This window comes from Nonomuraea sp. SYSU D8015 (assembly GCF_008065375.1).
Classification (GTDB): domain Bacteria; phylum Actinomycetota; class Actinomycetes; order Streptosporangiales; family Streptosporangiaceae; genus Nonomuraea.
On the sequence record NZ_VJYI01000016.1, the window covers coordinates 250,040 to 271,939 of the forward strand.

Consider the following 21,900-nt stretch of genomic DNA (forward strand, 5'->3'; position numbering starts at 1 on the left):
CCCAGAGGCCGTCGCACGCGACGGCCGGCGCCCGCTTCCCCCACCCCATGAACGAGAAAGGGTCCGACAGCGAATGCCGAACGGCCAGCTCAGCCCGGCCGGGCGCGCCGAAGCGCTGGCACGCCTCGCCCGCACCGAATACGACGTCCTCGTCATCGGCGGCGGCGTCACCGGAGCCGGGGCGGCCCTGGACGCGGCCGCGCGCGGGCTGTCCGTCGCCCTCGTCGAGATGCGCGACTACGCGGCCGGCACCTCCAGCCGGTCCGGCAAGCTCATCCACGGAGGGCTGCGCTATCTGGAGCGGTTCGACTTCGGGCTCGTCCGCGAGTCGCTGCGTGAACGGCGGCTCCTCCTGAAGGACCTCGCCCCGCACCTCGTCAAGCCCATCCGCTTCCTCTACCCGCTGCGCCGGCGGGTCTGGGAACGCGCCTACGTGGGCGCCGGCCTGCTGCTCTACGACACCATCGGCGGCGCCGGCGCGCTTCCCCGACACCGCCACCTGTCCCGCCGCGCGGTGCGCGGCCTCGCGCCCGGAGTGAGGCAGAGCGGGCTGATCGGCGCGATCACCTTCTACGACGCCCAGGTCGACGACGCGCGCCACACCCTGGAACTCGTCCGCACCGCGGCGGCCCACGGCGCGGACGTCGCCTCCGCGGTCAAGGTGATCGGGCTGGAGACATCCGGCGGCGCCGTACGCGGCGCGCACGTACGGGACCTGGAGAGCGGGGAGACGTTCACCATCCGCGCCGGGCACGTGGTCAACGCCACCGGCGTCTGGACGGACGGGGTGCGCGCCCTCGCCGGCGGCAGGCCCGGCTTCAACGTGCAGGCGTCCAAGGGCGTGCACATCATGGTGCCGCGCGAGCGGATCAGGAGCGACGTCTCGCTGTTCGTCCGCGCCGAGGACAGCGTCCTGTTCGTCCGCGGCTGGCGCCGCCACTGGCTGATCGGCACCACCGACACCGCGTGGGCGGCCGGGCTCGACCATCCGGCGGCGACCTCCACCGACCTCGACTACCTGCTGCGCAACGTGAACGCCGCCCTGGAGACCGAGCTGACCAGGGACGACATCGACGGGGTCTTCGCCGGGCTGCGCCCGCTCATCCGCGGTGACGCCGGCACGACGAGCCGGCTCAGCCGGGAGCACGCGGTGGAGACGTCCGTCCCCGGGCTCACCACGATCGCGGGCGGTAAGTACACCACGTACCGGATCATGGCCAGGGACGCGATCGACGCGGCCGTGAAGGGACTGGGCCGCGCGACGCCGCCGTCGCGTACCGAGAGCGTGCCCCTGCTCGGCGCCGTCGGCTACGCCGCGACCAGGGCACGGGCGGGCGAGCTCGCCGCGTCCGCCGGTCTCACCGCGGCGCAGATGGATCATCTGCTCGGCCGGTACGGCTCGCTGACCGAGGACCTGATCGCTATGATCATCGAGCGGCCGGAACTTGGGCGGCCCGTCGAGGGAGCACCGGACTACCTCCTCGCCGAGGCGGTCCACGCCGTCACCCACGAGGGCGCGCTCCACCTCGACGACGTCCTCACCCGCCGTACCCACATCGCGATCGAGACCCGCGACCGGGGAGCCGCCGCCGCGCGCGCGATCGCCCCGGTGATCGGCGCGGAGCTGGGGTGGGACGACGAGCGCGTACGGCAGGAGCTCGCCCTCTCCCTGGCCCGCATCGAGGCGGAGCTGGCCGCCCAGCGCCTGCCCGACGACGAGTCGGCCATGGCGGCCCGCGACGCCGTCAGGGACCCCCGGCTCCGAGTGGCGGACGGCGAGCGGCTGTGACGAATCCCCCAAGTGTCCCCGACGTCGAAAGAGTGCCCGTGCGAAAGAACAGGGCTCGGCAGAGCCAGATCGCCGACCTCATCCTGGGCCAGGGGTCGATGACGGCGCAGGAACTCGCGGAGATGTTCGGCGTCAGCGTCATGACCATCCATCGCGACCTCGACGAGCTCGAACGGCAGGGTGTCCTGCGCAAGGCGCGCGGCGTCGCCACGGCCCAGCCGAGCGGTGTCTACGAGGCCCGCGTGGCCTTCCGGCACGCTGCCGCCGTCGAGCAGAAGCGCAGGATCGCCCAGGCGGCGCTGCGCCACGTCGAGCCCGGCATGTCCGTGCTGCTCGACGACTCGACGACCGTCCTGCACATGGTGCCCGGCCTGGCGGAGTGCGCGCCGCTGCACGTCGCCACGAACTTCATGGCCGCGCTCAAGGAGCTGACCGCCCTGCCCGACATCCGCGTCATCGGGATCGGCGGCGACTACGACCCGCTGCACGACTCCTTCCAGGGCATGCACGCCATCGAGATCATCCAGGCCATCCACGCCGACGTGCTGTTCATGTCCACTTCCGCGGTCGCCGCCGGCCACGCCTACCACCAGGAGGAGCGCATCGTGGCGTTCAAGCGCGCCATGATCGAGTCCGCCTCCGCCCGCTACCTGCTCGTCGACAGCAGCAAGCTCGACAAGACCGCGCTGCACCGGCTGTCCTCCCTGTCCGCCTTCGACCTGGTGATCACCGACTCCGATGCGAGCCCCAAGGCGATCGAGGCCCTGGAGGCGGCCGGAGCGACCGTGGAGGTGACACCATGACCGGCGCCCCGGCCATCGAGGGCGTCGTCTTCGACCTGGACGGCGTGATCATCGAGAGCGAGCACCTCTGGGAGGAGGTCTGGCGCGACTTCTCCGAGTCGCGGGGTCGCCCGTGGGAGCTGTCCGACACCCTGGCCGTCCAGGGCATGAGCTCGCTGGAATGGGCCGGATACCTCGCCGGCCACGTCGGCGCCCCCGGCGACGCCGACCTCGCCCGCGACCACTGCGTGACCGGGCTGGTCGGCCGCATCCGGCGCGGCGAGGCCGAGCTCCTCCCCGGCGCGCGCGAGCTGATCACCAGCGTGAGCGCCCGGGTGCCCATCGCGCTGGCGTCGTCGGCCGCCCGCCCGGCCATCGACGCGGTGCTCCACCACCACGACCTGACCGGGCTGTTCACCGCGGTCGTCTCCAGCGAGGAGGTGCCGCGCGGCAAACCGAGCCCGGACGTCTACCTCGAGGCCGTGGCCCGGCTCGGGATCAGCCCCGGCAACGGCCTCGCCGTGGAGGACTCCAGCAACGGCATCCGGGCCGCGTACGCCGCCGGCCTGCTCGTCGTCGGGATCCCCAACGCCACCTATCCGCCCCGGCCGGAGGCGGCGGCACTGGCGGACCACCTGGCCGCCGACCACGTCGATGCCCGCGAGTTCATCCTCGCCCAGCTGTCCGAGGGAGCACGCCAGTGACGAAGATCTACAACGACCCCGCCGAGTTCAAGAACGAGGTCATCGACGGGTTCGCCCTCGCCTACCCGGACTACGTCATGCGGGTGCCCGGTGCGTCCGGCTTCATCCGGGCCGGCGGACCGCGCCCGGGCAAGGTCAGCCTGGTCGTCGGGGGCGGCTCCGGCCACTACCCGTCGTACTCGGGGGTGACCGGCGCCGGGTTCGCCGACGGCGCCGTGCTCGGCGACGTCTTCACCTCGCCCTCGGCCGAGCAGGTCTCCCGGGTCGCGCGGGCCGCCCACGGCGGCGCCGGCCTGGTCCTGGCCTTCGGCAACTACGCCGGGGACCGGCTGAACTTCGCCGCCGCCGCCGACCGGCTGCGCGCCGAAGGCGTGGACGTCCGCATCGTGTACGTGACCGACGACATCGCCTCCGCGCCCGCCGCCGAGGTGGGCGACCGGCGCGGCATCGCCGGCACGTTCACCGTGTACAAGATCGGCGGGGCCGCCGCCGAGCGCGGGGACGACCTCGACGCGGTGGAGCGGATCATGCGGACGGCCAACGCCCGCACGTTCTCGTTCGGCGTCGCCTTCGCCGGCTGCACCTTCCCCGGGCAGTCCACCCCGCTGTTCGCCGTGCCGGAGGGGCGGATGGACTTCGGGCTGGGCATCCATGGCGAGCCGGGCGTGCGGTCCGACGACTGGATGCCGGCCGCGAAGATCGCCTCCGCGCTGGTCGAGCCGCTGCTCGCCGAGCGCCCCGAGGGCGCGCACCGCGCCGCCGTGCTGCTCAACGGCCTCGGGGCCACCAAGTACGAGGAGTTGTTCCTGCTCTGGGGCAACGTGCGGCCGCTGCTGGCCGCCGCCGGCGTCGACCTGGTCATGCCCGAGGTCGGCGAGCTCGTCACGAGCCTGGACATGGCGGGCTGCTCGCTCTCGATCACCTGGCTGGACGACGAACTGGAGGAGCTCTGGCGGGCACCGGCCGAGACGCCCGCCTTCCGCCGCGGCGCCGTCCCCGCCGCGGCCTTCCGCCGCCACGCCGCCCCGGACCAGGCCGCTGCCCGCTTCGCCCGGCAGCAGGAGTCCGCCCCGGAGCCGGCCGCCGCTCAGGAGAAGGGCGCCGCTGCGGAGAAGGCCGTCGCCTTGGCGGAGGCCGTGGCGGCGTGGGCGGCCGAGCAGCCCGGCCCCGAGTCGGTGCGTGCCGCCGAGGTCGTCCGGGACGCGCTGCGCGCCATGACCTCCGTCGTCGCCGACCACGAGGACGAGCTCGGGCGCATCGACGCCATCGCCGGCGACGGCGACCACGGCTCCGGCATGGTCCGCGGGCTGCGCGCGGCCCAGGCGGCGGCCGAGGAGACCCGCGGAGGCGTCCGGACCGTGCTCACCGCCGCGGCCGACGCCTTCGGCGACCGGGCCGGCGGCACCTCCGGAGTGCTGTGGAGCCTGTTCCTGCGCACGATCGGCGAATCCCTCGGCAACACCGCGCCCGTCGGCCCGGCGAACCTCGCGCGGGCCGTGCGGCGGGGCGCGGAGGCGATGAAGGACTTCGGCCGCGCCGAGCTCGGCGACAAGACCATGCTGGACGCGCTGTTCCCGTTCGCCGACGCCCTCGACGCGGACCTCGCCGCCGGAGCCCGGCTCGCCGGCGCGTGGAACGCGGCCGCGGGGACCGCGGTCGACGCGGCCGCCGCCACCGCGAACCTCGTGCCCCGGATCGGCCGGGCCCGCCCGCTGGCCGAGCGCAGCGTCGGCTCCCCGGACGCCGGCGCGACGTCCATGGGCCTCATCCTCACCGCCGTCGGCGACGTGCTCGGCCGGCACTGCGGCTGACCCACAGAAAGGAGACGACTTCCATGGTGTCCAAGCGCTGGCGTATGGCGATCGGCTGCGACTCCGCCGGGCTCGCCTACAAGGAGCTGATCCTGGCGGACCTGCGGGCCGACGACCGAGTGGAGTCGGTCCGCGACCTCGGCGTGCCCGCCTCCGATCCGGAGAGCGAGTCCTACGGGGAGGTCGGCATCAGGCTCGCCGAGCTCGTGGCGGCGGGGGAGATCGACCGGGGCGTCCTGATCTGCGGCACCGGCATCGGCATGGCCATCAGCGCCAACAAGGTGCCCGGGGTACGCGCCACGGTCGCCCACGACTCCTTCAGCGCCGAGCGGTCCATCCTGTCCAACAACTGCCAGGTGCTCGCGCTCGGCCAGCGGGTGATCGGGCCCGAGCTGGCCCGCCGCCTGGTCAAGGAATGGCTGGGCTACGAGTTCGACAGCTCCTCCCCGTCGAACGAGAAGGTCGTCGTCATCACCCGCTACGAGGACCGCAGCGCGAGCTAGGGAGCGAGGAACATGGCCGTCTTGTGCGTCGACGCGGGCACCACCATGGTCAAGGCCGTGCTGTTCGACGAGGAGGGGCACGAACTGCGGGTCGCCCGCCAGGCGACACAGGTGCGGCGCGGCGGGCCGGGCTTCAGCGAGCAGGACATGGACGGCGTCTGGGACGCGGTCGTCTCCACCGTCCGCGCCCTCGTCCGGGCGGGCCGGGAGCCGGTGCGGACGCTCGCCTTCACCGGCCAGGGGGACGGATGCTGGCTCGTGGGACCCGACGGCCGCCCCACCGGACCCGCCATCCTGTGGAACGACGGACGGGCCTGCGACATCATCGACCGCTGGGAGGCCGGCGGGGTGCTCGACGCCGCCTTCAAGATCAACGGGAACTACGGCTTCGCCGGCACGTCCGGCGCCATCCTCGCCTGGCTGCGGGCCCACGACCGGGAGCGGCTCGACGCCTCCCACAAGGCGCTCTACTGCGGCGGCTGGCTGTTCCTGCGGCTCACCGGCGAGTACGCGGCCGAGGAGTCCGACGCCGCCTCACCCTTCCTGGACATCCGCACGCGCGCCTACGCGCCGGAAATCCTGGACCTCCTCGGCATGCCGTGGGCCGAACGCCTCCTGCCCGGCATCCGCGGCGACGGCGACCGCATCGGCCAGTTGCGGACCCTCGCGGCGGCGGAGTTGGGCCTCCCGGCCGGGCTGCCGGTGGTGATGGCGCCCTTCGACATCCCCGCCACGGCGCTCGGCATCGGCGCCGTCACCCCGGGACAGGCCTGCGTGATCCTCGGAACCACCCTCTCCATCGCGACACCCGTCGCGGCCGTGGACACCTCCTGCACCCCATCCGGGATGACCCTGCCCTCCGGCGTGCCCGGAGGATACCTGCGCTCACTCGCCGCCATGGCCGGGATCGAGGCCATCGGCTGGGGGATGGACCTGATGGGGCTCGGCGAACCCGGCGGCATCTCCGACCTCGCGCAGGCCGCCGATCCCGGCGCGGACGGCCTCTTCTTCCACCCCTACCTCAGCCCCGCGGGCGAGCGCGCCCCGTTCCGCGACACCCGCGCCCGAGGCTCGCTGAGCGGGCTCACCTTCGAGCACACCAAGGCCCATATCACCCGCGCCATGCTGGAAGGGATGAGCTACGTCGTCCGCGAATGCCTGGAGTGCTCCGGCGCGCACGCCACCGAGCTGCGGATCACGGGCGGCGGCGCGAACAGCGACTTCTGGTGCCGGCTGCTCGCCGACGTCACCGGCGTGCCCACGATGCGGTCCGCCGACACCGAGCTCGGTGCCAAGGGCGCGTTCATCGCCGCGCTGGTCGCCACCGGAGCCGAGCCCTCCGTGCGGGCCGCGGTGGAGCGGCACGTGCGGCCGCGCGACGTCTTCGAGCCCGACGACAAACGCTCCGCGCTGTACGACGACCTGTACGGCGACTTCCTGACCCTGCGCGACGGCGCCAGGATCCACTGGAACCGCCTGGCCGTGTCCCGCGCGCGTTGCCGGGGAGACTGAGCCGTCCCAGACGCGGGATCAGAGGCCCCAGTCACAGACGTGACTGGCCCGGGCGGCATGCCACTTGATCAACGCCGGCATCTCGCCGTCCACCGGCTCTTCGTCGTAGTCCTCCGACACGTCGGGCGTCTGCGGCGAGGGGTCGACCTCCACGGTCTGAGCACCCCACCACCGTTCCACCCGCACCGGGATCGGCCAGTCCTCGTCGGGGACGGCGTCACAGTCGGTCACCTGGTAGACGAGCTCCACGTGCACCTTCTCCCCGGCCTCGAGCGTGTGCGGGAATCGGGGCCCGTCCGTCTTGACCAGCCGCATGAAAGAGCCGCTGCGCCCCACGCCCGTGATCGTGACCGCCGTCCAGCCGGCGTTCCTGATGTCGAAGCGCATGCTGACGGTCCGATCGGCGGAGTCGGAGAAGCCGCCGCCGGACTCCGTCGTGTCGGCCAGGAGGCGGGCGGTCGGAAAACCCGCCGAGCGCGCGAGTGACACCGCGATCAGCACGAGGGCCGGCACGGCCGCGAGCAGCAGCACCCACCGTAACCTCACACGCCTGGTCAGGTCGCCCACCCTCGGATCATCGCATACAAACGACCGCCGGCTCGAAGATCGAGGCGTCACCAGGCCCGGACCCAGGGCTCCCCGGGCATCACGCGCGGCGCCCTCGGCCGGTCTCGCAGCCGAGGGCGCGGGGTGAAGATCAGCCCATGTGCGGGTAGCGGTGGTCGGTCGGCGGGACGAACGTCTCCTTCATGGTGCGGGCGTTCACCCAGCGGATCAGGTTGAAGATCGAGCCGGCCTTGTCGTTGGTGCCCGAGGAGCGGGCGCCGCCGAACGGCTGCTGGCCCACGACCGCGCCGGTCGGCTTGTCGTTGACGTAGAAGTTGCCGGCCGCGAAGCGCAGCCGGTCGGAGGCCGCGGCGATGGCGTAGCGGTCCTGGGCGATGACCGATCCGGTCAGCGCGTACGGGGCGATGCCCTCCATCTGGTCGAGGACCTGGTCGAAGTCGCGGTCCTCGTAGACGTGCACGCCGAGGATCGGGCCGAAGTACTCCTTGACGAAGATCTCGTCCGTGGGGTCGGCGCACTCCAGGACGGTCGGCTTCACGAAATATCCGACGCTGTCGTCGTACGAGCCCGTGAGCACGTCGATGTTCGAGGCCGCCCGCGCCCGGTCGATGGCCACCTTGTGCTTGGCGAACGCCCGGTCGTCGATGACCGCGCCCATGAACGTCGACAGGTCGCCGGACACGTCGCCCACGGTCAGCGACTCGGCCGTGGCGACGAAGTCGTCGCGGATGCGGTTCCAGATCGAGCGCGGCACGTACGCCCGCGAGGCCGCCGAGCACTTCTGCCCCTGGTACTCGAACGCGCCCCTGATCAGCGCCGTCGAGAGCACCGCCGGGTCGGCGGACGGGTGGGCGACGACGAAGTCCTTGCCGCCGGTCTCGCCGACCAGCCGCGGGTAGCCGCGGTAGGAGGCGATGTTCTCGCCGACCGTGCGCCACAGGTGCTGGAACGTGGCCGTCGAGCCGGTGAAGTGGATGCCGGCCAGCTCGGGGTGGGGGAGGGCCACCTCGGAGACGGCCTGACCGTTGCCGGTGACCATGTTGATCACGCCGGGCGGCAGGCCGGCCGCCTCCAGCAGTTGCATGATGAAGTGCGCGGAGAACTGCTGGGTGGGCGACGGCTTCCAGACGACGACATTGCCCATCAAAGCGGCAGAAGTCGGCAAATTTCCGGCGATGGAGGTGAAGTTGAACGGCGTGATCGCCAGCACGAACCCTTCCAGCGGCCGGTACTCCATCCGGTTCCACACACCGGGCGACGACATCGGCTGGTCGGCGTAGAGCTGACGGGCGTAGGCCACGTTGAACCGGAAGAAGTCGATCATCTCGCAGGCCGCGTCGATCTCCGCCTGGTACGCCGACTTCGACTGGCCCAGCACCGTGGACGCGTTGAGCGTCGCCCGCCACGGCCCGGCCAGCAGGTCGGCCGCCTTGAGGAAGATCGCGGCCCGCTCGTCGAACGGCAGCGCCCGCCACGCGGGCGCCGCCCGCAGCGCGCTGTCGACGGCCGCCCGCACATCCTGGGCGGTTGCCTCGTGGGTCCGGCCCAGCACGGCGGCGCGGTTGTGCGGCTGCACCACGTCGATGGGCGCGCCGCCGCCGAGCCGCTGCTCGCCGCCGATGGTCATGGTCAGGTCGAGTGACGCCCCGGCCAGCTCCTTGATGCGGTCCTCCAGCGTGGCCCGCTCGGCGCTGCCCGGCGCGTAGCCGTACACCCGCTCGTTGGCGGGGACGGGGACGTTGCTGATGGCATCCATTTACTTACCCCCAAGGGCACGAAGGAAGAAGGCGACGTTGGCCGGGCGCTCCGCCAGGCGGCGCATGAAATAGCCGTACCAGTCGTCGCCGTACGGGACGTAGACGCGGACCGTGTGGCCGGCCCCCGCCAGGGCCTCCTGCCGGTCGGTCCGGATTCCGTAGAGCATCTGGAACTCGTGGTCGCCGATCGTCCGCCCGTACCGGTCGGCGAGCAGCTCCGTGATCGCGATCATGCGATCGTCGTGCGTCGCCACCATGGGGTATCCCTTCCCCGCCATGAGGATCCGCAGGCATCGCACGTACGCTTTGTCCACGGCGGCCTTCCCCTGGTGCGCGACCGAGGCGGGCTCGCGGTAGGCGCCCTTGACCAGCCGCACCCGGGAGCCCTCCGCCGCCAGGTCGCGGCAGTCCTCCTCGCTGCGGAACAGGTACGCCTGGATCGCCACGCCCGTCTCCGGGAAGTCCTCGCGCAGCTTACGCAGGATGCCCAGCGTCGAGTCGACCGTGGTGTGGTCCTCCATGTCGAGCGTGACCGCCGAGCCGCCGGCCGCCGCGGCGGCGCAGATCTCGCGGGCGTGCTCCAGTGCCATCGCGTCGTCGAGCCGCTGCCCGACGGCCGACAGCTTCACCGACACCTCTCCCCTGGCGCCCAGCTCCAGCGGCCGCAGCGCCTCCAGCAGGGAGATGTAGGCGTTCGCGGTGGCCTCGGCGGCCCGCGCGTCGCGCGTCTCCTCGCCGAGGTGGTCGACGGTGACGGCGAGGTTCGCATCGCGCAGCCGTTCGACGGCGTCGCGGGCCTCCTGGACGCTTTCGCCCGCGACGAACCGCTCCACGACCTTCTTGGTGAGCGGGAAACCCGACACGGTGCGGTGCACGACACCGCTCCTGGAAGCGGCGAGCAGCAGTTGACCCAGCATGGGCCCAAGTGTAAAAACCGCAGCTCAGAGGGGGCTATCGACGCGCGTAACGCCCGGTGTGGAATGCTGTTGTACAAATGTACGACGCCGCTGACCTCCAAGAGATCGTCGACGAGATCGCCGCCCTGCTGGGGGCGTCCGCGACGCTGGAGGACCGCTCGTTCCGGCTGCTGGCCTACGGCGCGCAGCACGGCGACATCGACACGGTCCGCCAGGAGTCCATCCTGCGCAGGCGCGCCACCGGCGAGGTGCGCGACTACTTCGAGCGCTACGGCATCGCCAGGGCCGAGGGCCCCGTCAGGATCCCCGGCGACGCGGCGCTCGGCGTCCTGGCCCGGGTGTGCTGGCCGCTGCGGCACGGTGAGGTCGCCTACGGCTACCTGTGGCTGCTCGACTCGGGCACGCTCACCGACGAGCGGCTCCGCTCGGCCGCGCCGCTCGTGGCCCCGCTCGTGGCCAGGGCCGCCGCCGCGCTCGCCCAGGAGGCCAGGAGCCGCCGCGACCTGGGGCGCGGCCTGCTCGCCCTGTTCTCGGCCGACCCGGAGGAGCGCGCCGGCGTCTCCATCGAGGTGCCGGGGCCGGTCACGGCCATCGCCGTACGGGAGTCGCAGGACCGCGTGGCCGCCCTCTGGACCCTCCCGCGCGGCGTCCTCGCCCGCCCGGGTTCGCCCGTCGCCCTGCTGGCCCCCGCCCACCTGGCGGTCGAGGTGGCGCAGACCGTCCAGAGCGCGTACGGCACCGCCGCCGGCGTCGGCGCGCCCAGAACCGATCCGGCCGACGCCTGGCTGAGCTGGCGCGAGGCCCGCCAGGCGCTGCGCATCGCCGAGCACTTCCCGAGGCACGCCCCCGTCGCCCGCTGGGAGGACCTCGGCGTGCATCGCTTGCTGGCCCGGCTCGGCCAGCAGGACCTGCGCGAGCTGGCGGCCGAGACCGCGGCGCTGGACGCCGAGCTGGCCCACACCGTGGAGGTCTACCTCGACTGCGGCGGCCACGCCCAGAAGACGGCCGTCGAGCTGGGCATCCACCGCCAGACGCTCTACTACCGGCTGGGCAAGGCCGAGCGGCTCACGCACCGGGACCTGTCGGACGGCGACGACCGCCTGGCCGTCCACCTGGGCCTCAAGGCCGCCCGGCTGCGCGGCCAGGACGGCGCCTGAGCCCCGCGGCGGTCAGGAGGCCTTGTAGACCTTCACCCAGTCGACGTACATGGACACGGTGGCGGGCGTCGAGGCGTCCCTGCAGCGTGGCTCGCACACCACGTCGTTCTGCAGCGCCAGCCCCATCCGGCCGCCGTCGGGCACGTACGCGCCGCGGTAGTCCCACACCTTCCTGCCGTCCAGCCAGAACGTCAGCCGGCCCGGCAGCCGGTCGACCGCCACCGTGTGCCACTTCGTGAAGTCGGCCCGCAGCTGCCGCTGCGCCCGCCCGTGCCCGCTGTGCACGAAGATGCCGCCGCCCTGCCGCTTCGGGTCCACGATCTCGGCGAAGTCGACCTCGGCGTAGCCGGCGCCCTCGCCCTGCGCCGTCGGCCACAGCAGCGCCACCGGCGTGTAACCGGCGCCCGCCTCGGCCCTGAACCTGACCTCCCACCGGCCGTACGTCTGCGCGTGCCGGGTGGCCACGCCGCCGGACAGGTCCTTGCCGCCGTACATGCCGCCCTTGAGGCGGAGCACGCCGTTCGAGACCGTCGCCGCCCTGCCCGTGCGGGGATTCCGCTCCGCGTCCGGGGAGTGGTAGATCATCCACTTGCTCGTGTCGATCGACGAGCCGTCGAAGTCCTCCACGAGGACGGGCGGGCCCCATGTCTGTGCCTGCGCGGTCTGGGGGAGCGCGGCGACGCTCAGAAGCGCCGCCGCCATGATCGAACTGCGTCTGAGCATGCGCCCCATAGAACCAAAGATGTCACTCCGGTAACAGCCCGTCCGGCCCGTAGGCCACTCTGGACATCGGCTGTGGGGCGCCGAGCAGCGTGCGGGTCAGCTCCTCCTGGCCGCGCAGCATCTCCTCCAGCGCGTCCGACAGATGCTCGGCCGACAGCCGGTCCACGGCGCCGTCGGCGGCCAGGGCACCCAGCACGGCCCTGCGCAGCAGCTCCTTGAAGAACGACGCCGTCATGCCCTCCGTCCTGGCCACCAGCGGCTCCAGGTCCGCCTCCGGCAGCAGGTCGCCGCCGTAGAGCCGCAGCAGCGCGGCCCGGCAGCGCGCGTCCGGCCTGGGCACCTCCACGGCCAGGTCCACCCGTCCCGGCCGGTTGGCCAGGGCCTCCTCCAGCACGTCGGCCCGGTTCGTGGTCAGCACGAACGTGACGTCGGCGTCGGCGCCGATCCCGTCCATCGCGTCGAACAGCGTGAACAGCAGCGGGCTGCCCTCGACGGACAGGCGGCGGTCGTGCGCCACCAGGTCCACGTCCTCCACGACCACGATGGCCGGCTGCAGCCGCCTGGCCAGCGCCGCCGCGTCCGAGATGGAGCCCACAGCCGTGCCGGCCAGGACCACGACCGTCACGCCCGGCATGCGCCCCATCAGGTAGCGCACCGTGTGGGTCTTGCCGGTGCCGGGCGGGCCGTGCAGCAGCAGGCCGCGCTTGAGGTGCTGGCCGCGCGCCCGCAGCGCCTCGGCGTGCCGGCCGATGCCGACCACGTGCCGCTCGATCGTCTCCAGCACCCCGTCGGGCAGGATGACCTCCTCCGGGGCGAGCGACGGGCGCGGCAGGAACGTGACCAGGCTGTTGCCCATGTACTCCGAGACGCCGAACGTCAGGATCTGGCCGCGCAGCACGTCGTGGCGCCGCGTCAGCCGCTCGATCTCCTCCCTGGCGGCGGTGGCGCTCGCGCGGGAGGCGGCCATCACCTCCACCCGGCAGCCGGTCCCGCCGTACCTCTCGCTGGGCCCGCGCAGGACGATCACGATGGGGGAGCCGTCCGGCGCCGACGTCTGCACCAGCCCGAAGTTCACCACCTCGATCATCTCGTCCGGGCCGACGGCCGTGGTGGCGTAGTCGACGGCGCTGATCTCGTACGCCTCGAAGCCGCGGGCGACCGTTGACAGGATGTCGATCGTGTCGCTGTGCTCGCGGCCCTGCCCCGACACCCCGAACCAGTCCGCCTTGCCCCGGGCGGCCAGGTAGGCGTCCACGCCGCGTTGCAGGCTCGCGTGCTCCCAGACGTTGAACGCCTGCGTGACGCAGATCAGGTCCTTCAGCTCGCAGCCCACGTGCCCGGTCACCCTGGCCACCAGCTCGGGTGTGGGCCGGGACTCGTCGATCATGGTGGCGGCCCTGTGCAGCAGCCTCTGGAGGGCCTGCGCCAGCGACCGTGCCTCGTCGATCTCCATGCGCGCCACACTCGCACACACCTGGGGTCCCCGGCCAGGCCATGAAACGGCTCCGGCAGGCCGTCCGCCCGCCGGAGCCGTCCGGTAGGTTCAGGCGCAGGCCGCCTCGTAAACCCGTACCAGCTCCTGGCTCACGCGTTCCCAGGAGTAACGCGAGCGCGCCCGGTCGGCGCCCGCGTAGCCGAGCGCGGTGCGCAGGGTCGGGTCCGACAGCAGCTCGCGGGCCAGGCGCGCGGTGCGCGCCGGCCGGTCCGGCGGCACCAGCAGGCCGGTGACGCCGTCGATGACGGAGTCGAGGTGCGCGCCGACGGCCGAGGCGATCACCGGCACGCCGCAGGCCATGGCCTCCAGCGCGACGATCCCGGTCACGGCCTCGCGCGGCACCGACACCACGGCGTCCGCGCTGCGCATCAGCTTCGGCACCGAAGCGCGCTTCACCTGGCCCAGCAGCGTCACCCGGTCGGCGACGCCGAGCTGGTCGGCCAGGGAGCGCAGGCGGCGCGCGTCCCGGTCGTCCTCCAGCTGGTCGGGCTCCGGCCCGCCGGCGATGACGAGCTCGACGTCGGACAGGCCCTGCAGCGCCCGTACGACGGTGTGCGCGCCGCGGTCCGGCGTGAGGGGGCCGACGTGCAGCAGCCGCTTGCGGGAGCCGCGCGTGGCCACCGGGCCGCGCCGCTGGAAGCGCTCGGTGTCGACGCCGTAGGGGACGACCGCGATGTGGCCGCGCGGCACGCCGAGCCGGATGAGCGCCGACTCCTCGTCTCCCGAGCCGGCGATGACCGCGTCGGCCCGGCGGCCGAGGGCCAGCTCGACGTCCTTGTGCGCGGCGTCGACGGTGTGGAACGTCTGCGTAACCGGCACCGACAGCCCCTTGGCGCCCGCCACTGCGGCCAGGCCCCAGGTCCAGGTGTGAGCGTGGATGACGTCCGGCCGGTCCTGGCTCCACCGCCGCATCAGATTCTCGCCGATGTCGTTGAGGTACGGCAGGACCTCGTCCCCGGGCAAGTCCTTGGCCGGGCCCACGTCGAGCTGCTCCAGTGTGACCCCTGGGGCCACCCGCGTCCTGGGCTTGCCCTCGGCGTTGTCACGGCGGGAATAGATGGTGACGTGGTGCTCGCGCCCCAGCTCTCGTGCGACGGAGAGGATGCGGTGGCGCTGGTTACCCCCGGCGGAAGCGACGATCGCGATATTCATGGCACACCTCAGCAGCGTGGAAAGCGTCAAAGGTGTGCCTGCGTCTTAGGCACATGCGTCTACGCCTTTGACGATACCCAGGTTTGCCCCGATCGCAAACCCCTACAGATCAGACACCGCGGAGAGCGAACACCACGATCTCATCCCACACCTGGCCGCCCGAGAACGCGTGCCGGTCCGACTCCACCGCCTTGACCACCGTGGACGGCGCCTGACCCGCGCACCGGCCCAGCACGTCGGCCAGCCGCTCCTCGCCGTACGGCTCGCCGTGCTCGTTCCTGGAGGAGATCAACCCCTCCGAATACAGCACCAGCGTCTGCCCGGGAGAGACCGTCAGCTTCTGCGCGCAGGTCTCCGCCTCGGCCGCGATGCCCAGCGGCACGCCGCCGCCCGCCGCGTACCGCACGCCGCCGTCGGGCTGCAGCAGCACGGCCGGATGGTGCCCGGCCGACGACAGCCGGATCTCGCGCCCCCGTACGAACCCCGCCACCGCCATCACGAACATCCCGGTGCCCTGCGCCACCAGGGCCTCGTTGACCTTGCGCATCACCAGGTCGGGATCGGACTCCCAGACGCTCAGCACCCGCAGGCCGCCGCGGACCATGGCGCTGACCGACGCCGCCTCCTCGCCCTTGCCGGCCGCCCCGCCCAGCGCGAAGCCCCACCCCCCCGAGACCGGGAACACGTCGTAGAACTCCGCCCCCACCGACGACCCCGGGTGGTAAACGGCGGCCGCCTCATAACCCGGCACGTCGGGCAGGTTGCGTGGTGCGACACTGGCCGACAGCGCGTCCGCGGCCCGGGAACGGCTCTGGTAGCTGCTCTGCGCGCGTACCGCCAGCCCCAGCTGCAACCCCACTTCCTGCAGCACCGCCAGGTCCGCCAGCGCGAAGGGCTGCTTGTCGTGCGTGCGCACCAGCGTCAGCACCCCGTCGCCGGCCCCGATCGGCACGCTCACCAGCGAGCCCGCGCCCATCGCCGTCAGCACCGGGCCCTCGGCGCAGAATCCCAGCAAGCTCTCGTCGTCCACCATCTCCAGGACCACGCCCGAGCCCCGATCGAGCACCTGCAGCACCACCTGACAGGTGGCCGGGTCGACGGCCTCGACCTGGCGGACGAGCTCGCCGACCGGCTGGTCCTTCGGCCCCACCACGATCGAGCGGCGCGGCAGCCCGCCGCGCACGACGTCGGCGATCACCCAGTCGGCCCACTCGGCCGCCAGCAGCCGCGTCGCCCGCGGCAGCGCGACGGGACGCAGCAGCGCCTGCTCGTCGAGGAGCAACGTGCCCATCTTGGCCAGCAGGTCCTGCCGCTTGGCCGCGGCGAGCAGCAGCGCGCCGTCGGACTGCTCGGGCCGCCGCGCGCCCGGCTCGGGCAGCTGCACCTCCATCGGCAGCGCCACCGCCGCCACCATCTGCTGCGGCTCGCCCGGCATCGTCAGCCTGGTGAGCGCGATCTGCACGACATGGCTGCGCCCCTGGTGCGCCAGCCGGGTCTCGAACGCCGCCGGATGCCCGGTCTGCAGCACCGACGTCAGATGAGACCGGAACGCCGCCCGCCGCGACACGTCCACCAGCAGCGGGAACGAGCGGCCCACCAGATAGCCGTCCGGGCTGCCGAGCAGCCGCGAGGTCTCCGGGTTGATGCGCCGGACCACGCCGCCGCCGTCGAGCACGATCACCGGCACCGGGAACGCCCGGAACACCTGGCGCAGCAGCTTCAGCTCGCGCTGCGCGCCGTCCTTCTTGCCCCCCGCCCGCTTGGGCGCCTTGCGCAGCTGCTCGCGCGCCTCGGCCAACAGCTCGACGGCGGTGTCGAGCTCGGCCAGCGCGGCGTCGAGCGTCGGCGCCAGGTCCGCGGGATAGGCGGTCCTCGCCTCACGCAGCGATGAGACGCGCCCCGCCAGCGCGTCCAGCGCGTGTTCGAGGTCCGGCATGGTCATCCTCCGACGCTACGCCACCCGGGATAATGGGTGCCATATGGGGTAGGGCGATATCGCTATGGAATCGACCGCGATGATCACCCCGGGCCTCGCGCGTGACCTCGCGTCGCTGGGGCGCCTGGGCGAAGACACCTCCACGGAGAGCGTGCTGCGCGGGCTCACGACGGCCCTGGCGGCGGGCGTGCCCGGCTGTTCCGGGGCCTCCGCCGAGCACTGGCGCGACCACCGGGTCCTGGCCGCCGGCTCGCACAGCGAGCTCATCATGCTCGTCGAGGGCGAGCGCGAGCTGGGCGAGGGACCGTCCATCGAGGCCAGGAAGAGCGGGGCCCGCGCCTCCGTCAACGACGTGCTCACCGACAGCCGCTGGCCGCGCTACGACGCGCTGGCCACCCGCTGGGGGGTGCGGTCGGCGCTGGTCGTCCCCATCGACGTGGCGTCCGCCGACCTGATCGTGGGCCTCTATTCCGTACGGCCCGGGGCGTTCTCGCCGCAGGGCGCCCACTCGCTCACCGACATGCTGACCGAGCAGCTCGGGGTGGCCATGGCGAACATGTCCGAGTTCGAGGAGGTGCGTACCGACGCAGCCCAGCTCCAGGAGGCGCTCGCCGGTCGCTCCGTCATCGACCAGGCCAAGGGCATCATCATGCAGACCAGCGGGTGCACCGCCGAGGCCGCGTTCGAGGAGCTGCGCCGGATCTCCCAGCACCACCAGGTCAAGGTGGCCGACCTGGCCAGGCTCCTGGTCGAGGAGCACCAGCGCAAGTCGCGGCGCTGACCTCAGTCGCCGCGCCGCCCTCTGAGCCGGCGCTGACCTCGGGCTTGGCGCCTCGGACCAGGCCCTGGCCTCGGGCTTTGGCTCTGGCTTCGGGCCTCAGCCAATGGCGGCCAGGGCGTCGTCGAGCGTGTCGTAGAGCGGCAGCCGCTGCGCCAGCCCGGTGATCCACATCACCTTGGACTTGGAGTATTCGACCCCGACCAGCGCGAACCTCGCCCCGGAGGCCAGGCTCGTCTGCCAGTGGTGGACGATCAGGCCGAGCGCGCGCGAGTCCATGAACGTCACTCCGGCGAGATCGAGAATCACGTCGGAACCCGCCATCGACAGGTAATCGGCGAACTGCTCGCGCGTGGTCGCGTCGAGCACGCCGTCGACACGGATCACGGTGATCTCGTCGACGGTCGATGACGTCAGGCTCAGGGCCGCCGAGGGCCCGTCGCCGTTTTCCGGCATTGTCACGGAGCAACCCTACTGTCACCGCACGAGGGAGGAATACTTCTGACGGCACGGGGGACACTGGAGCCGAAGTCCAGCAGCGGGCTTTCGTCTCGAGAGTAGAGCGAGGCGCGCCTCTGCATGGGCTTTTCCTGCTTCAGCAGAGGCCGCCTGCGATCCATATGAGGAGCAGCGAATGGCTGTGCAGGAATACGACCTCGAGGAGATGACGGCAGAAGAGCTCCTGGCCGAGATGGCCAGGGACGACACCCCCGACAGCCACAGGGAGCGGCTGCGCGAGCGCATCGTCGAGATGCACCGGCCGCTCGCCATGGAGATCGCGAGGCGATACCGCTATCGGGGCGAACCTTTGGAGGATCTCCTCCAAGCCGCGTATGTTGGCCTGATGAAGGCCGTCAACGGCTTCGACCCCAGCCTCGGGCATGCGTTCAGAGGTTACGCGGTGGTGACGATGACAGGAGAGGTCAAGCGACACTTCCGCGACCGCACCTGGGCCATCCGGGTGCCGCGCCTCTACCAGGAGCGCCGCTCCGAGCTCAACCGGCTGGTCGCCGACCTCAGCCAGGACCTCGGCAGGTCGCCCACCGTCGCGGAGCTCGCGGCCAAGATGAACATCACCGAGGAGGACGTCCTGCTGACACTGGACGCCTCCGCCGCGTACAGCACGCTCTCGCTCGACGCGCCGCTCGGCACCGACGACGACGCAGCCTCGCTCGGCGACGTCATCCCGGAGGACGACGACACGTTGAGCACCATGGTCGACAGGGAGGCCGTCAAACCCCTCATCGACGCGCTTCCCTCGCGTGAGAAGCACATTCTTCTGCTGCGCTTCTTCGGCAACATGACGCAGGCCGAGATCGCGGCGGAGTTCGGCATCTCCCAGATGCACGTCTCGCGCATCCTCCGCAAGGTCCTCGACCAGCTTCGCAGCGAACTGGTCGGTTGAGTAGAAGGTCGCCGGGTGAACGAGGACGTCGAGCCTCAGACGGGCTACACGAGCCCGCCACCCGGCGCGCCCGTGAGACGGTTCCGATTCCGGCTGCCGGATCTGCCCCGGGTCCGGCAGTTCGCCGAGGACGAGGCCCGTGACGCCGGCATGCCCGAGGAGGCGATCGGCGACTTCGTCATCGCCGTCAACGAGGTGGCGACCAACGCGGTCACCCACGGAGCCGACCGGGCCACCCTGCGGACCTGGACGGTGAACGGCGACCTCGTCGTCGAGGTGCACGACGAGGGCACATGGAAGCCCGGGCCCATGCCCGGCGCCATCGGCGGCATGGGCCTGTGGGTGGCCCGCCTGCTGTCGTCGGACCTGACCCTTCGCGTGGGCAGCGGCGGCAGCACAGTGATCATGCGCTTCCACGGCAAGGGCTGAGCTCCGTCGCCTGCGGCTTCACCGGCTGGGGCGCCTCGGCAAGGGGTGAGTTCCGCCGCACACACGAACGGCCTCCCGCACCGTCTTGGCGGGAGGCCGCTCCGTTCGGATGATCATCTTGGTCGGTCAGCGGCGGGCACGGCCCCGCCAGTTGCTGTAACCGGTGCGGAAGCTGGCCTTGCCGACCCCTGCCTGATGCAGGGCCAGCAGGCACAGCCCCAGCAGCGCGAACGTCATGCCCGAGAACCCGCCGGGGATCCTCGCGCCGACCAGATCGAGCAGGAAGCCCAGCCCGAAGATGATCGCTGCCACTATCGCGAGCATGTCATGTCACCTCGTTTCCTCGCTCTGGCCGGCGACCCCGGCCGTCTCGGCGCTTTGGGTCGTCTGGCGGCTGGACAGGGCGAGCAGGCGCTCGAGGACCGTCCTGTAGTCCCGGAGTGCCAGGCGCAGTTGCTCGGTGTCGGGGCCGGGGGCGTCCTTCCAGCGCTCGCGCAGGGCGTTCGTGCGGCTGGTGAGGCTGCTGGTGAGCGACTCCACCACCTCGCCCACCAGGCCGTCGGCGCGCTGCACGGCCTCGCTGGGGTCGTCGACGAAGGACGCCTGCAGGTCGCGCCAGCGGGCCTGCACCTGGGCGGGATCCTGGTCGAACAGCGCTACGTCCTGGGGCGCGGCATGCGCCGGCACCTCATCGGCCCCACCCGGGGCCCGGACCGGCCCTGGACCACCCGCCAGCTCCCGCTCTGGCTCCAGGGCCTCTGGCTCTGCCAGCATGTCGCCGTCGGTCCTGGCATACGGATCCCGATACGGCGCCTCTTCGTCCCCGGGGACGGGAGCGCTCCCAGAAGCAGGAACGCCGTGAGGGGCAGGAGTGACGACCGCCCCGGGAACGGCCGCCGCGTATTCGTCACCGACCCGGGGACTCTCCCCCCTCAGCCGATCGTCGTCTTTGTCGTTGTTGTTGTCGTTGCCGTGGCCGTCCGCCCGCTCGGCGCCCGCAACCGGCTCGGGACCCGCCGCTCGCTCCTCCTCGCGCGGACGCCCGCCGAACTCCTCGGCATCCTGAACGTCGTCACGGGCACGCGCGTCCGTCTCGTCGGCGCGCTCATCCGCGCGTTCATCGGCGCGCTCATCGGTGCGCTGCGACGGCACTTTGAGCTCGTCGCTGCTGCTCATATCGTTTCACCGTCCTCGGGTGGTCTCATTCAGCAGCTCCTCGAACAGCGCGCGGTAGTGCACCATGGCCTGCCGGAGCTCCTCCGTGGAGGCCTCCTTCCTGGCCGCGCGCCCGCTGATCTCGTGAGCCGCTCTGTAGTGATCGAGAGTTGCCGCGTGCCCCACCGACAGGTCGGAGAGCCGCTGCTCGAAATCCTCCGTCGGGTAACCCCGTTCCGCCATGACAGCCGTCACCAGTTGATCAGCCTCGGTCACGGCGAACCCCGGCGCGTCCACGAAGCGCTCCTGCACCTCGGTCCACCGGTTGGCGTAGGTATCGCGGGCCTCCTGGGGGAGAGGGCGGATGTCGAGCTCGGAAAGGCGCCGCTCGCGCGCGAGCAGCTCCTGCTCGGCCTCCCGCCGGTTCTCGCTTTCGGCGACCGTGCGTTCGTACTCCGGGCCGAAACGTTCGCGGAGGTGGTTGCGGCGCTTCTGCCGCTGAAGCACGACATATCCCACTACGGCGACCGCCACCACCGCGACCACGACGACGGCCACCCAAGCGTAGGTGGTCATGATGTTCGCCTCCGGTCTCTATGTTGAGACCGCGACTGCCCTCGAACAGGTATGTCGAAACTCGTCAGGCCATACCGGCAGGCCCGTGCTCAGCGGCTTTCGAGCCCTTTCCGCGCCGCCGCGAGAACGACTGCGACATGTGATCCCGATGGTGCCGCAGGGACCTCGCTGAACCCTTCGTCGGCGTCGTACCGGACGTCCAGCCCGGCGTCCACGAGCCGCTGCGCCCACCGCAGCGCCGTGTTGAGCCGCTCGGCCGCCGGCGGCCTGCCCTGAGCGGCCGCCGACAGGTTACGCAGATTCGTTGCCGGCCCCGACTGGGCGTGCGCCCGGGCCAGCTTCCACGGCACGGCGGCGCTGTGGTCCATCATCGGCTTGGCCAGCCCGGCAGCCCGCTTGGCCTGCAACACCCCTGACTCGCTGACCCCGAAATGAGCCGCCAACTCCTGCACGCTCGCCCCTTGGGCGACCAGTTCGGCCAGTTCCTTCCGATCGATGGTCGGCTTGCGGCCCACCTGGCCACCTCCACTCCGCTCTCCGTGTGCGCGTGCACCTCCGATGTGCGCTAAGGTTATGACGTCGCACCGCACAGGGAGCGGTCGACACAACCGGGACGTAGCGCAGCTTGGTAGCGCACTTGACTGGGGGTCAAGGGGTCGCAGGTTCAAATCCTGTCGTCCCGACCAGGTTTTCGCTGGTCGAGCAGGGTGTCACTCTCTAGGGTGGCACCCTTTCGCATTGCTGAGTGACCA

22 protein-coding genes and 1 tRNA gene are annotated in these 21,900 nt (G+C 71.9%); 11 read left to right on the top strand and 12 right to left on the bottom strand.

Annotation, left to right across the window (positions count from 1 at the left end):
- Nucleotides 1–73 precede the first annotated feature (73 nt).
- From ID574_RS44590 to ID574_RS44615, 6 genes are read left to right on the top strand one after another with little or no spacing between them, the layout of a single operon-like run.
- The gene (locus tag ID574_RS44590; protein WP_188195098.1) at nt 74–1,789 is read left to right on the top strand and encodes a glycerol-3-phosphate dehydrogenase/oxidase; all 1,716 of its coding nucleotides are present in this window, start codon (nt 74–76) and stop codon (nt 1,787–1,789) included.
- A gap of 38 nt (nt 1,790–1,827) precedes the next feature.
- The gene (locus tag ID574_RS44595) at nt 1,828–2,592 is read left to right on the top strand and encodes a DeoR/GlpR family DNA-binding transcription regulator (protein ID WP_223167710.1); all 765 of its coding nucleotides are present in this window, start codon (nt 1,828–1,830) and stop codon (nt 2,590–2,592) included.
- Nucleotides 2,589–3,275: an HAD family hydrolase gene (locus ID574_RS44600; protein WP_188195099.1), complete on the top strand. Its 687-nt coding sequence runs from the start codon at nt 2,589–2,591 to the stop codon at nt 3,273–3,275. The genes ID574_RS44595 and ID574_RS44600 overlap by 4 nt, the downstream gene beginning before the upstream one ends.
- Entirely contained in the window at nt 3,272–5,086 is a 1,815-nt protein-coding gene (locus tag ID574_RS44605) for a dihydroxyacetone kinase family protein (RefSeq protein ID WP_188195100.1), read from the top strand. The genes ID574_RS44600 and ID574_RS44605 overlap by 4 nt, the downstream gene beginning before the upstream one ends.
- Nucleotides 5,087–5,109: 23 nt before the next feature.
- Complete coding sequence (locus ID574_RS44610; protein ID WP_188195101.1) at nt 5,110–5,589, top strand: RpiB/LacA/LacB family sugar-phosphate isomerase; 480 nt, start codon at nt 5,110–5,112, stop codon at nt 5,587–5,589.
- Between the two features lie 12 nt (nt 5,590–5,601).
- On the top strand, nt 5,602–7,101 hold the full coding sequence (locus ID574_RS44615; RefSeq protein ID WP_188195102.1) for an FGGY-family carbohydrate kinase: 1,500 nt from the start codon (nt 5,602–5,604) through the stop codon (nt 7,099–7,101).
- 18 nt (nt 7,102–7,119) lie between these two features.
- Here ID574_RS44615 and ID574_RS44620 read toward each other — a convergent pair whose 3' ends face one another.
- The 3 genes from ID574_RS44620 to ID574_RS44630 all read right to left on the bottom strand — a co-directional run bounded on the left by ID574_RS44620 (nt 7,120) and on the right by ID574_RS44630 (nt 10,342).
- Complete coding sequence (locus tag ID574_RS44620) at nt 7,120–7,632, bottom strand: hypothetical protein (RefSeq protein ID WP_188195103.1); 513 nt, start codon at nt 7,630–7,632, stop codon at nt 7,120–7,122.
- 166 nt (nt 7,633–7,798) lie between these two features.
- Nucleotides 7,799–9,424, bottom strand: coding sequence for an L-glutamate gamma-semialdehyde dehydrogenase (gene pruA / locus ID574_RS44625; RefSeq protein WP_188195104.1), 1,626 nt, complete (start codon nt 9,422–9,424; stop codon nt 7,799–7,801).
- Complete coding sequence (locus tag ID574_RS44630; RefSeq protein WP_188195105.1) at nt 9,425–10,342, bottom strand: proline dehydrogenase family protein; 918 nt, start codon at nt 10,340–10,342, stop codon at nt 9,425–9,427. It abuts the gene before it with no gap.
- 77 nt (nt 10,343–10,419) lie between these two features.
- Here ID574_RS44630 and ID574_RS44635 point away from each other — a divergent pair, with 77 nt between their 5' ends.
- Nucleotides 10,420–11,499 carry a PucR family transcriptional regulator gene (locus tag ID574_RS44635; RefSeq protein WP_188195106.1) on the top strand — a complete coding sequence of 360 codons (1,080 nt, stop codon included), beginning with the start codon at nt 10,420–10,422 and terminating at the stop codon, nt 11,497–11,499.
- Between the two features lie 12 nt (nt 11,500–11,511).
- Here the strand turns inward: ID574_RS44635 and ID574_RS44640 are convergent, their stop codons facing one another.
- The 4 genes from ID574_RS44640 to ID574_RS44655 all read right to left on the bottom strand — a co-directional run bounded on the left by ID574_RS44640 (nt 11,512) and on the right by ID574_RS44655 (nt 16,811).
- Nucleotides 11,512–12,222: a glycoside hydrolase family 16 protein gene (locus ID574_RS44640; protein ID WP_188195107.1), complete on the bottom strand. Its 711-nt coding sequence runs from the start codon at nt 12,220–12,222 to the stop codon at nt 11,512–11,514.
- A 22-nt stretch (nt 12,223–12,244) separates the two neighbouring features.
- A complete protein-coding gene (locus ID574_RS44645) occupies nt 12,245–13,675 on the bottom strand; it encodes an AAA family ATPase (RefSeq protein WP_188195108.1) in 1,431 nt (476 codons plus the stop codon).
- Nucleotides 13,676–13,765: 90 nt separating this feature from the next.
- Nucleotides 13,766–14,869 (bottom strand): glycosyltransferase, encoded by a 1,104-nt coding sequence (locus ID574_RS44650; protein ID WP_188195109.1) that lies wholly within the window; start codon nt 14,867–14,869, stop codon nt 13,766–13,768.
- Nucleotides 14,870–14,978: 109 nt separating this feature from the next.
- Entirely contained in the window at nt 14,979–16,811 is a 1,833-nt protein-coding gene (locus tag ID574_RS44655; protein ID WP_223167711.1) for a SpoIIE family protein phosphatase, read from the bottom strand.
- Nucleotides 16,812–16,869: 58 nt separating this feature from the next.
- Here ID574_RS44655 and ID574_RS44660 point away from each other — a divergent pair, with 58 nt between their 5' ends.
- Nucleotides 16,870–17,586 carry an ANTAR domain-containing response regulator gene (locus ID574_RS44660; protein WP_188195110.1) on the top strand — a complete coding sequence of 239 codons (717 nt, stop codon included), beginning with the start codon at nt 16,870–16,872 and terminating at the stop codon, nt 17,584–17,586.
- 96 nt (nt 17,587–17,682) lie between these two features.
- Here the strand turns inward: ID574_RS44660 and ID574_RS44665 are convergent, their stop codons facing one another.
- Nucleotides 17,683–18,039 (bottom strand): STAS domain-containing protein, encoded by a 357-nt coding sequence (locus tag ID574_RS44665; RefSeq protein WP_188195149.1) that lies wholly within the window; start codon nt 18,037–18,039, stop codon nt 17,683–17,685.
- A 178-nt stretch (nt 18,040–18,217) separates the two neighbouring features.
- Here ID574_RS44665 and ID574_RS44670 point away from each other — a divergent pair, with 178 nt between their 5' ends.
- Both ID574_RS44670 and ID574_RS44675 read left to right on the top strand, forming a co-directional pair.
- Complete coding sequence (locus ID574_RS44670) at nt 18,218–18,988, top strand: SigB/SigF/SigG family RNA polymerase sigma factor (protein ID WP_188195111.1); 771 nt, start codon at nt 18,218–18,220, stop codon at nt 18,986–18,988.
- A 72-nt stretch (nt 18,989–19,060) separates the two neighbouring features.
- Nucleotides 19,061–19,417 (top strand): ATP-binding protein, encoded by a 357-nt coding sequence (locus tag ID574_RS44675; RefSeq protein ID WP_223167712.1) that lies wholly within the window; start codon nt 19,061–19,063, stop codon nt 19,415–19,417.
- A 126-nt stretch (nt 19,418–19,543) separates the two neighbouring features.
- Here ID574_RS44675 and ID574_RS44680 read toward each other — a convergent pair whose 3' ends face one another.
- The 4 genes from ID574_RS44680 to ID574_RS44695 all read right to left on the bottom strand — a co-directional run bounded on the left by ID574_RS44680 (nt 19,544) and on the right by ID574_RS44695 (nt 21,663).
- Nucleotides 19,544–19,741, bottom strand: a complete 198-nt coding sequence (locus ID574_RS44680; RefSeq protein WP_188195113.1) for a hypothetical protein — start codon at nt 19,739–19,741, stop codon at nt 19,544–19,546.
- Between the two features lie 6 nt (nt 19,742–19,747).
- Nucleotides 19,748–20,593, bottom strand: a complete 846-nt coding sequence (locus ID574_RS44685; protein WP_188195114.1) for a hypothetical protein — start codon at nt 20,591–20,593, stop codon at nt 19,748–19,750.
- A gap of 6 nt (nt 20,594–20,599) precedes the next feature.
- Nucleotides 20,600–21,148 (bottom strand): hypothetical protein, encoded by a 549-nt coding sequence (locus ID574_RS44690; protein ID WP_188195115.1) that lies wholly within the window; start codon nt 21,146–21,148, stop codon nt 20,600–20,602.
- Nucleotides 21,149–21,237: 89 nt separating this feature from the next.
- Nucleotides 21,238–21,663, bottom strand: a complete 426-nt coding sequence (locus tag ID574_RS44695; RefSeq protein ID WP_188195116.1) for a helix-turn-helix domain-containing protein — start codon at nt 21,661–21,663, stop codon at nt 21,238–21,240.
- Between the two features lie 94 nt (nt 21,664–21,757).
- Here ID574_RS44695 and ID574_RS44700 point away from each other — a divergent pair.
- Nucleotides 21,758–21,834 (top strand) — tRNA-Pro (locus tag ID574_RS44700).
- Nucleotides 21,835–21,900: the final 66 nt, after the last annotated feature.

What these genes read in the sequence shown, in the direction of transcription:
- ID574_RS44630 (WP_188195105.1), bottom strand. Translation starts at nt 10,342, where the DNA reads ATGCTGGGTCAACTGCTGCTCGCCGCTTCCAGGAGCGGTGTCGTGCAC.
- ID574_RS44685 (WP_188195114.1), bottom strand. Translation starts at nt 20,593, where the DNA reads ATGAGCAGCAGCGACGAGCTCAAAGTGCCGTCGCAGCGCACCGATGAG.
- ID574_RS44645 (WP_188195108.1), bottom strand. Translation starts at nt 13,675, where the DNA reads ATGGAGATCGACGAGGCACGGTCGCTGGCGCAGGCCCTCCAGAGGCTG.
- ID574_RS44635 (WP_188195106.1), top strand. Translation starts at nt 10,420, where the DNA reads ATGTACGACGCCGCTGACCTCCAAGAGATCGTCGACGAGATCGCCGCC.
- ID574_RS44660 (WP_188195110.1), top strand. Translation starts at nt 16,870, where the DNA reads ATGGAATCGACCGCGATGATCACCCCGGGCCTCGCGCGTGACCTCGCG.
- ID574_RS44650 (WP_188195109.1), bottom strand. Translation starts at nt 14,869, where the DNA reads ATGAATATCGCGATCGTCGCTTCCGCCGGGGGTAACCAGCGCCACCGC.
- ID574_RS44690 (WP_188195115.1), bottom strand. Translation starts at nt 21,148, where the DNA reads ATGACCACCTACGCTTGGGTGGCCGTCGTCGTGGTCGCGGTGGTGGCG.
- pruA (WP_188195104.1), bottom strand. Translation starts at nt 9,424, where the DNA reads ATGGATGCCATCAGCAACGTCCCCGTCCCCGCCAACGAGCGGGTGTAC.
- ID574_RS44615 (WP_188195102.1), top strand. Translation starts at nt 5,602, where the DNA reads ATGGCCGTCTTGTGCGTCGACGCGGGCACCACCATGGTCAAGGCCGTG.
- ID574_RS44670 (WP_188195111.1), top strand. Translation starts at nt 18,218, where the DNA reads ATGGCTGTGCAGGAATACGACCTCGAGGAGATGACGGCAGAAGAGCTC.
- ID574_RS44680 (WP_188195113.1), bottom strand. Translation starts at nt 19,741, where the DNA reads ATGCTCGCGATAGTGGCAGCGATCATCTTCGGGCTGGGCTTCCTGCTC.
- ID574_RS44640 (WP_188195107.1), bottom strand. Translation starts at nt 12,222, where the DNA reads ATGCTCAGACGCAGTTCGATCATGGCGGCGGCGCTTCTGAGCGTCGCC.
- ID574_RS44610 (WP_188195101.1), top strand. Translation starts at nt 5,110, where the DNA reads ATGGTGTCCAAGCGCTGGCGTATGGCGATCGGCTGCGACTCCGCCGGG.
- ID574_RS44600 (WP_188195099.1), top strand. Translation starts at nt 2,589, where the DNA reads ATGACCGGCGCCCCGGCCATCGAGGGCGTCGTCTTCGACCTGGACGGC.
- ID574_RS44590 (WP_188195098.1), top strand. Translation starts at nt 74, where the DNA reads ATGCCGAACGGCCAGCTCAGCCCGGCCGGGCGCGCCGAAGCGCTGGCA.
- ID574_RS44655 (WP_223167711.1), bottom strand. Translation starts at nt 16,811, where the DNA reads ATGACCATGCCGGACCTCGAACACGCGCTGGACGCGCTGGCGGGGCGC.
- ID574_RS44665 (WP_188195149.1), bottom strand. Translation starts at nt 18,039, where the DNA reads ATGCCGGAAAACGGCGACGGGCCCTCGGCGGCCCTGAGCCTGACGTCA.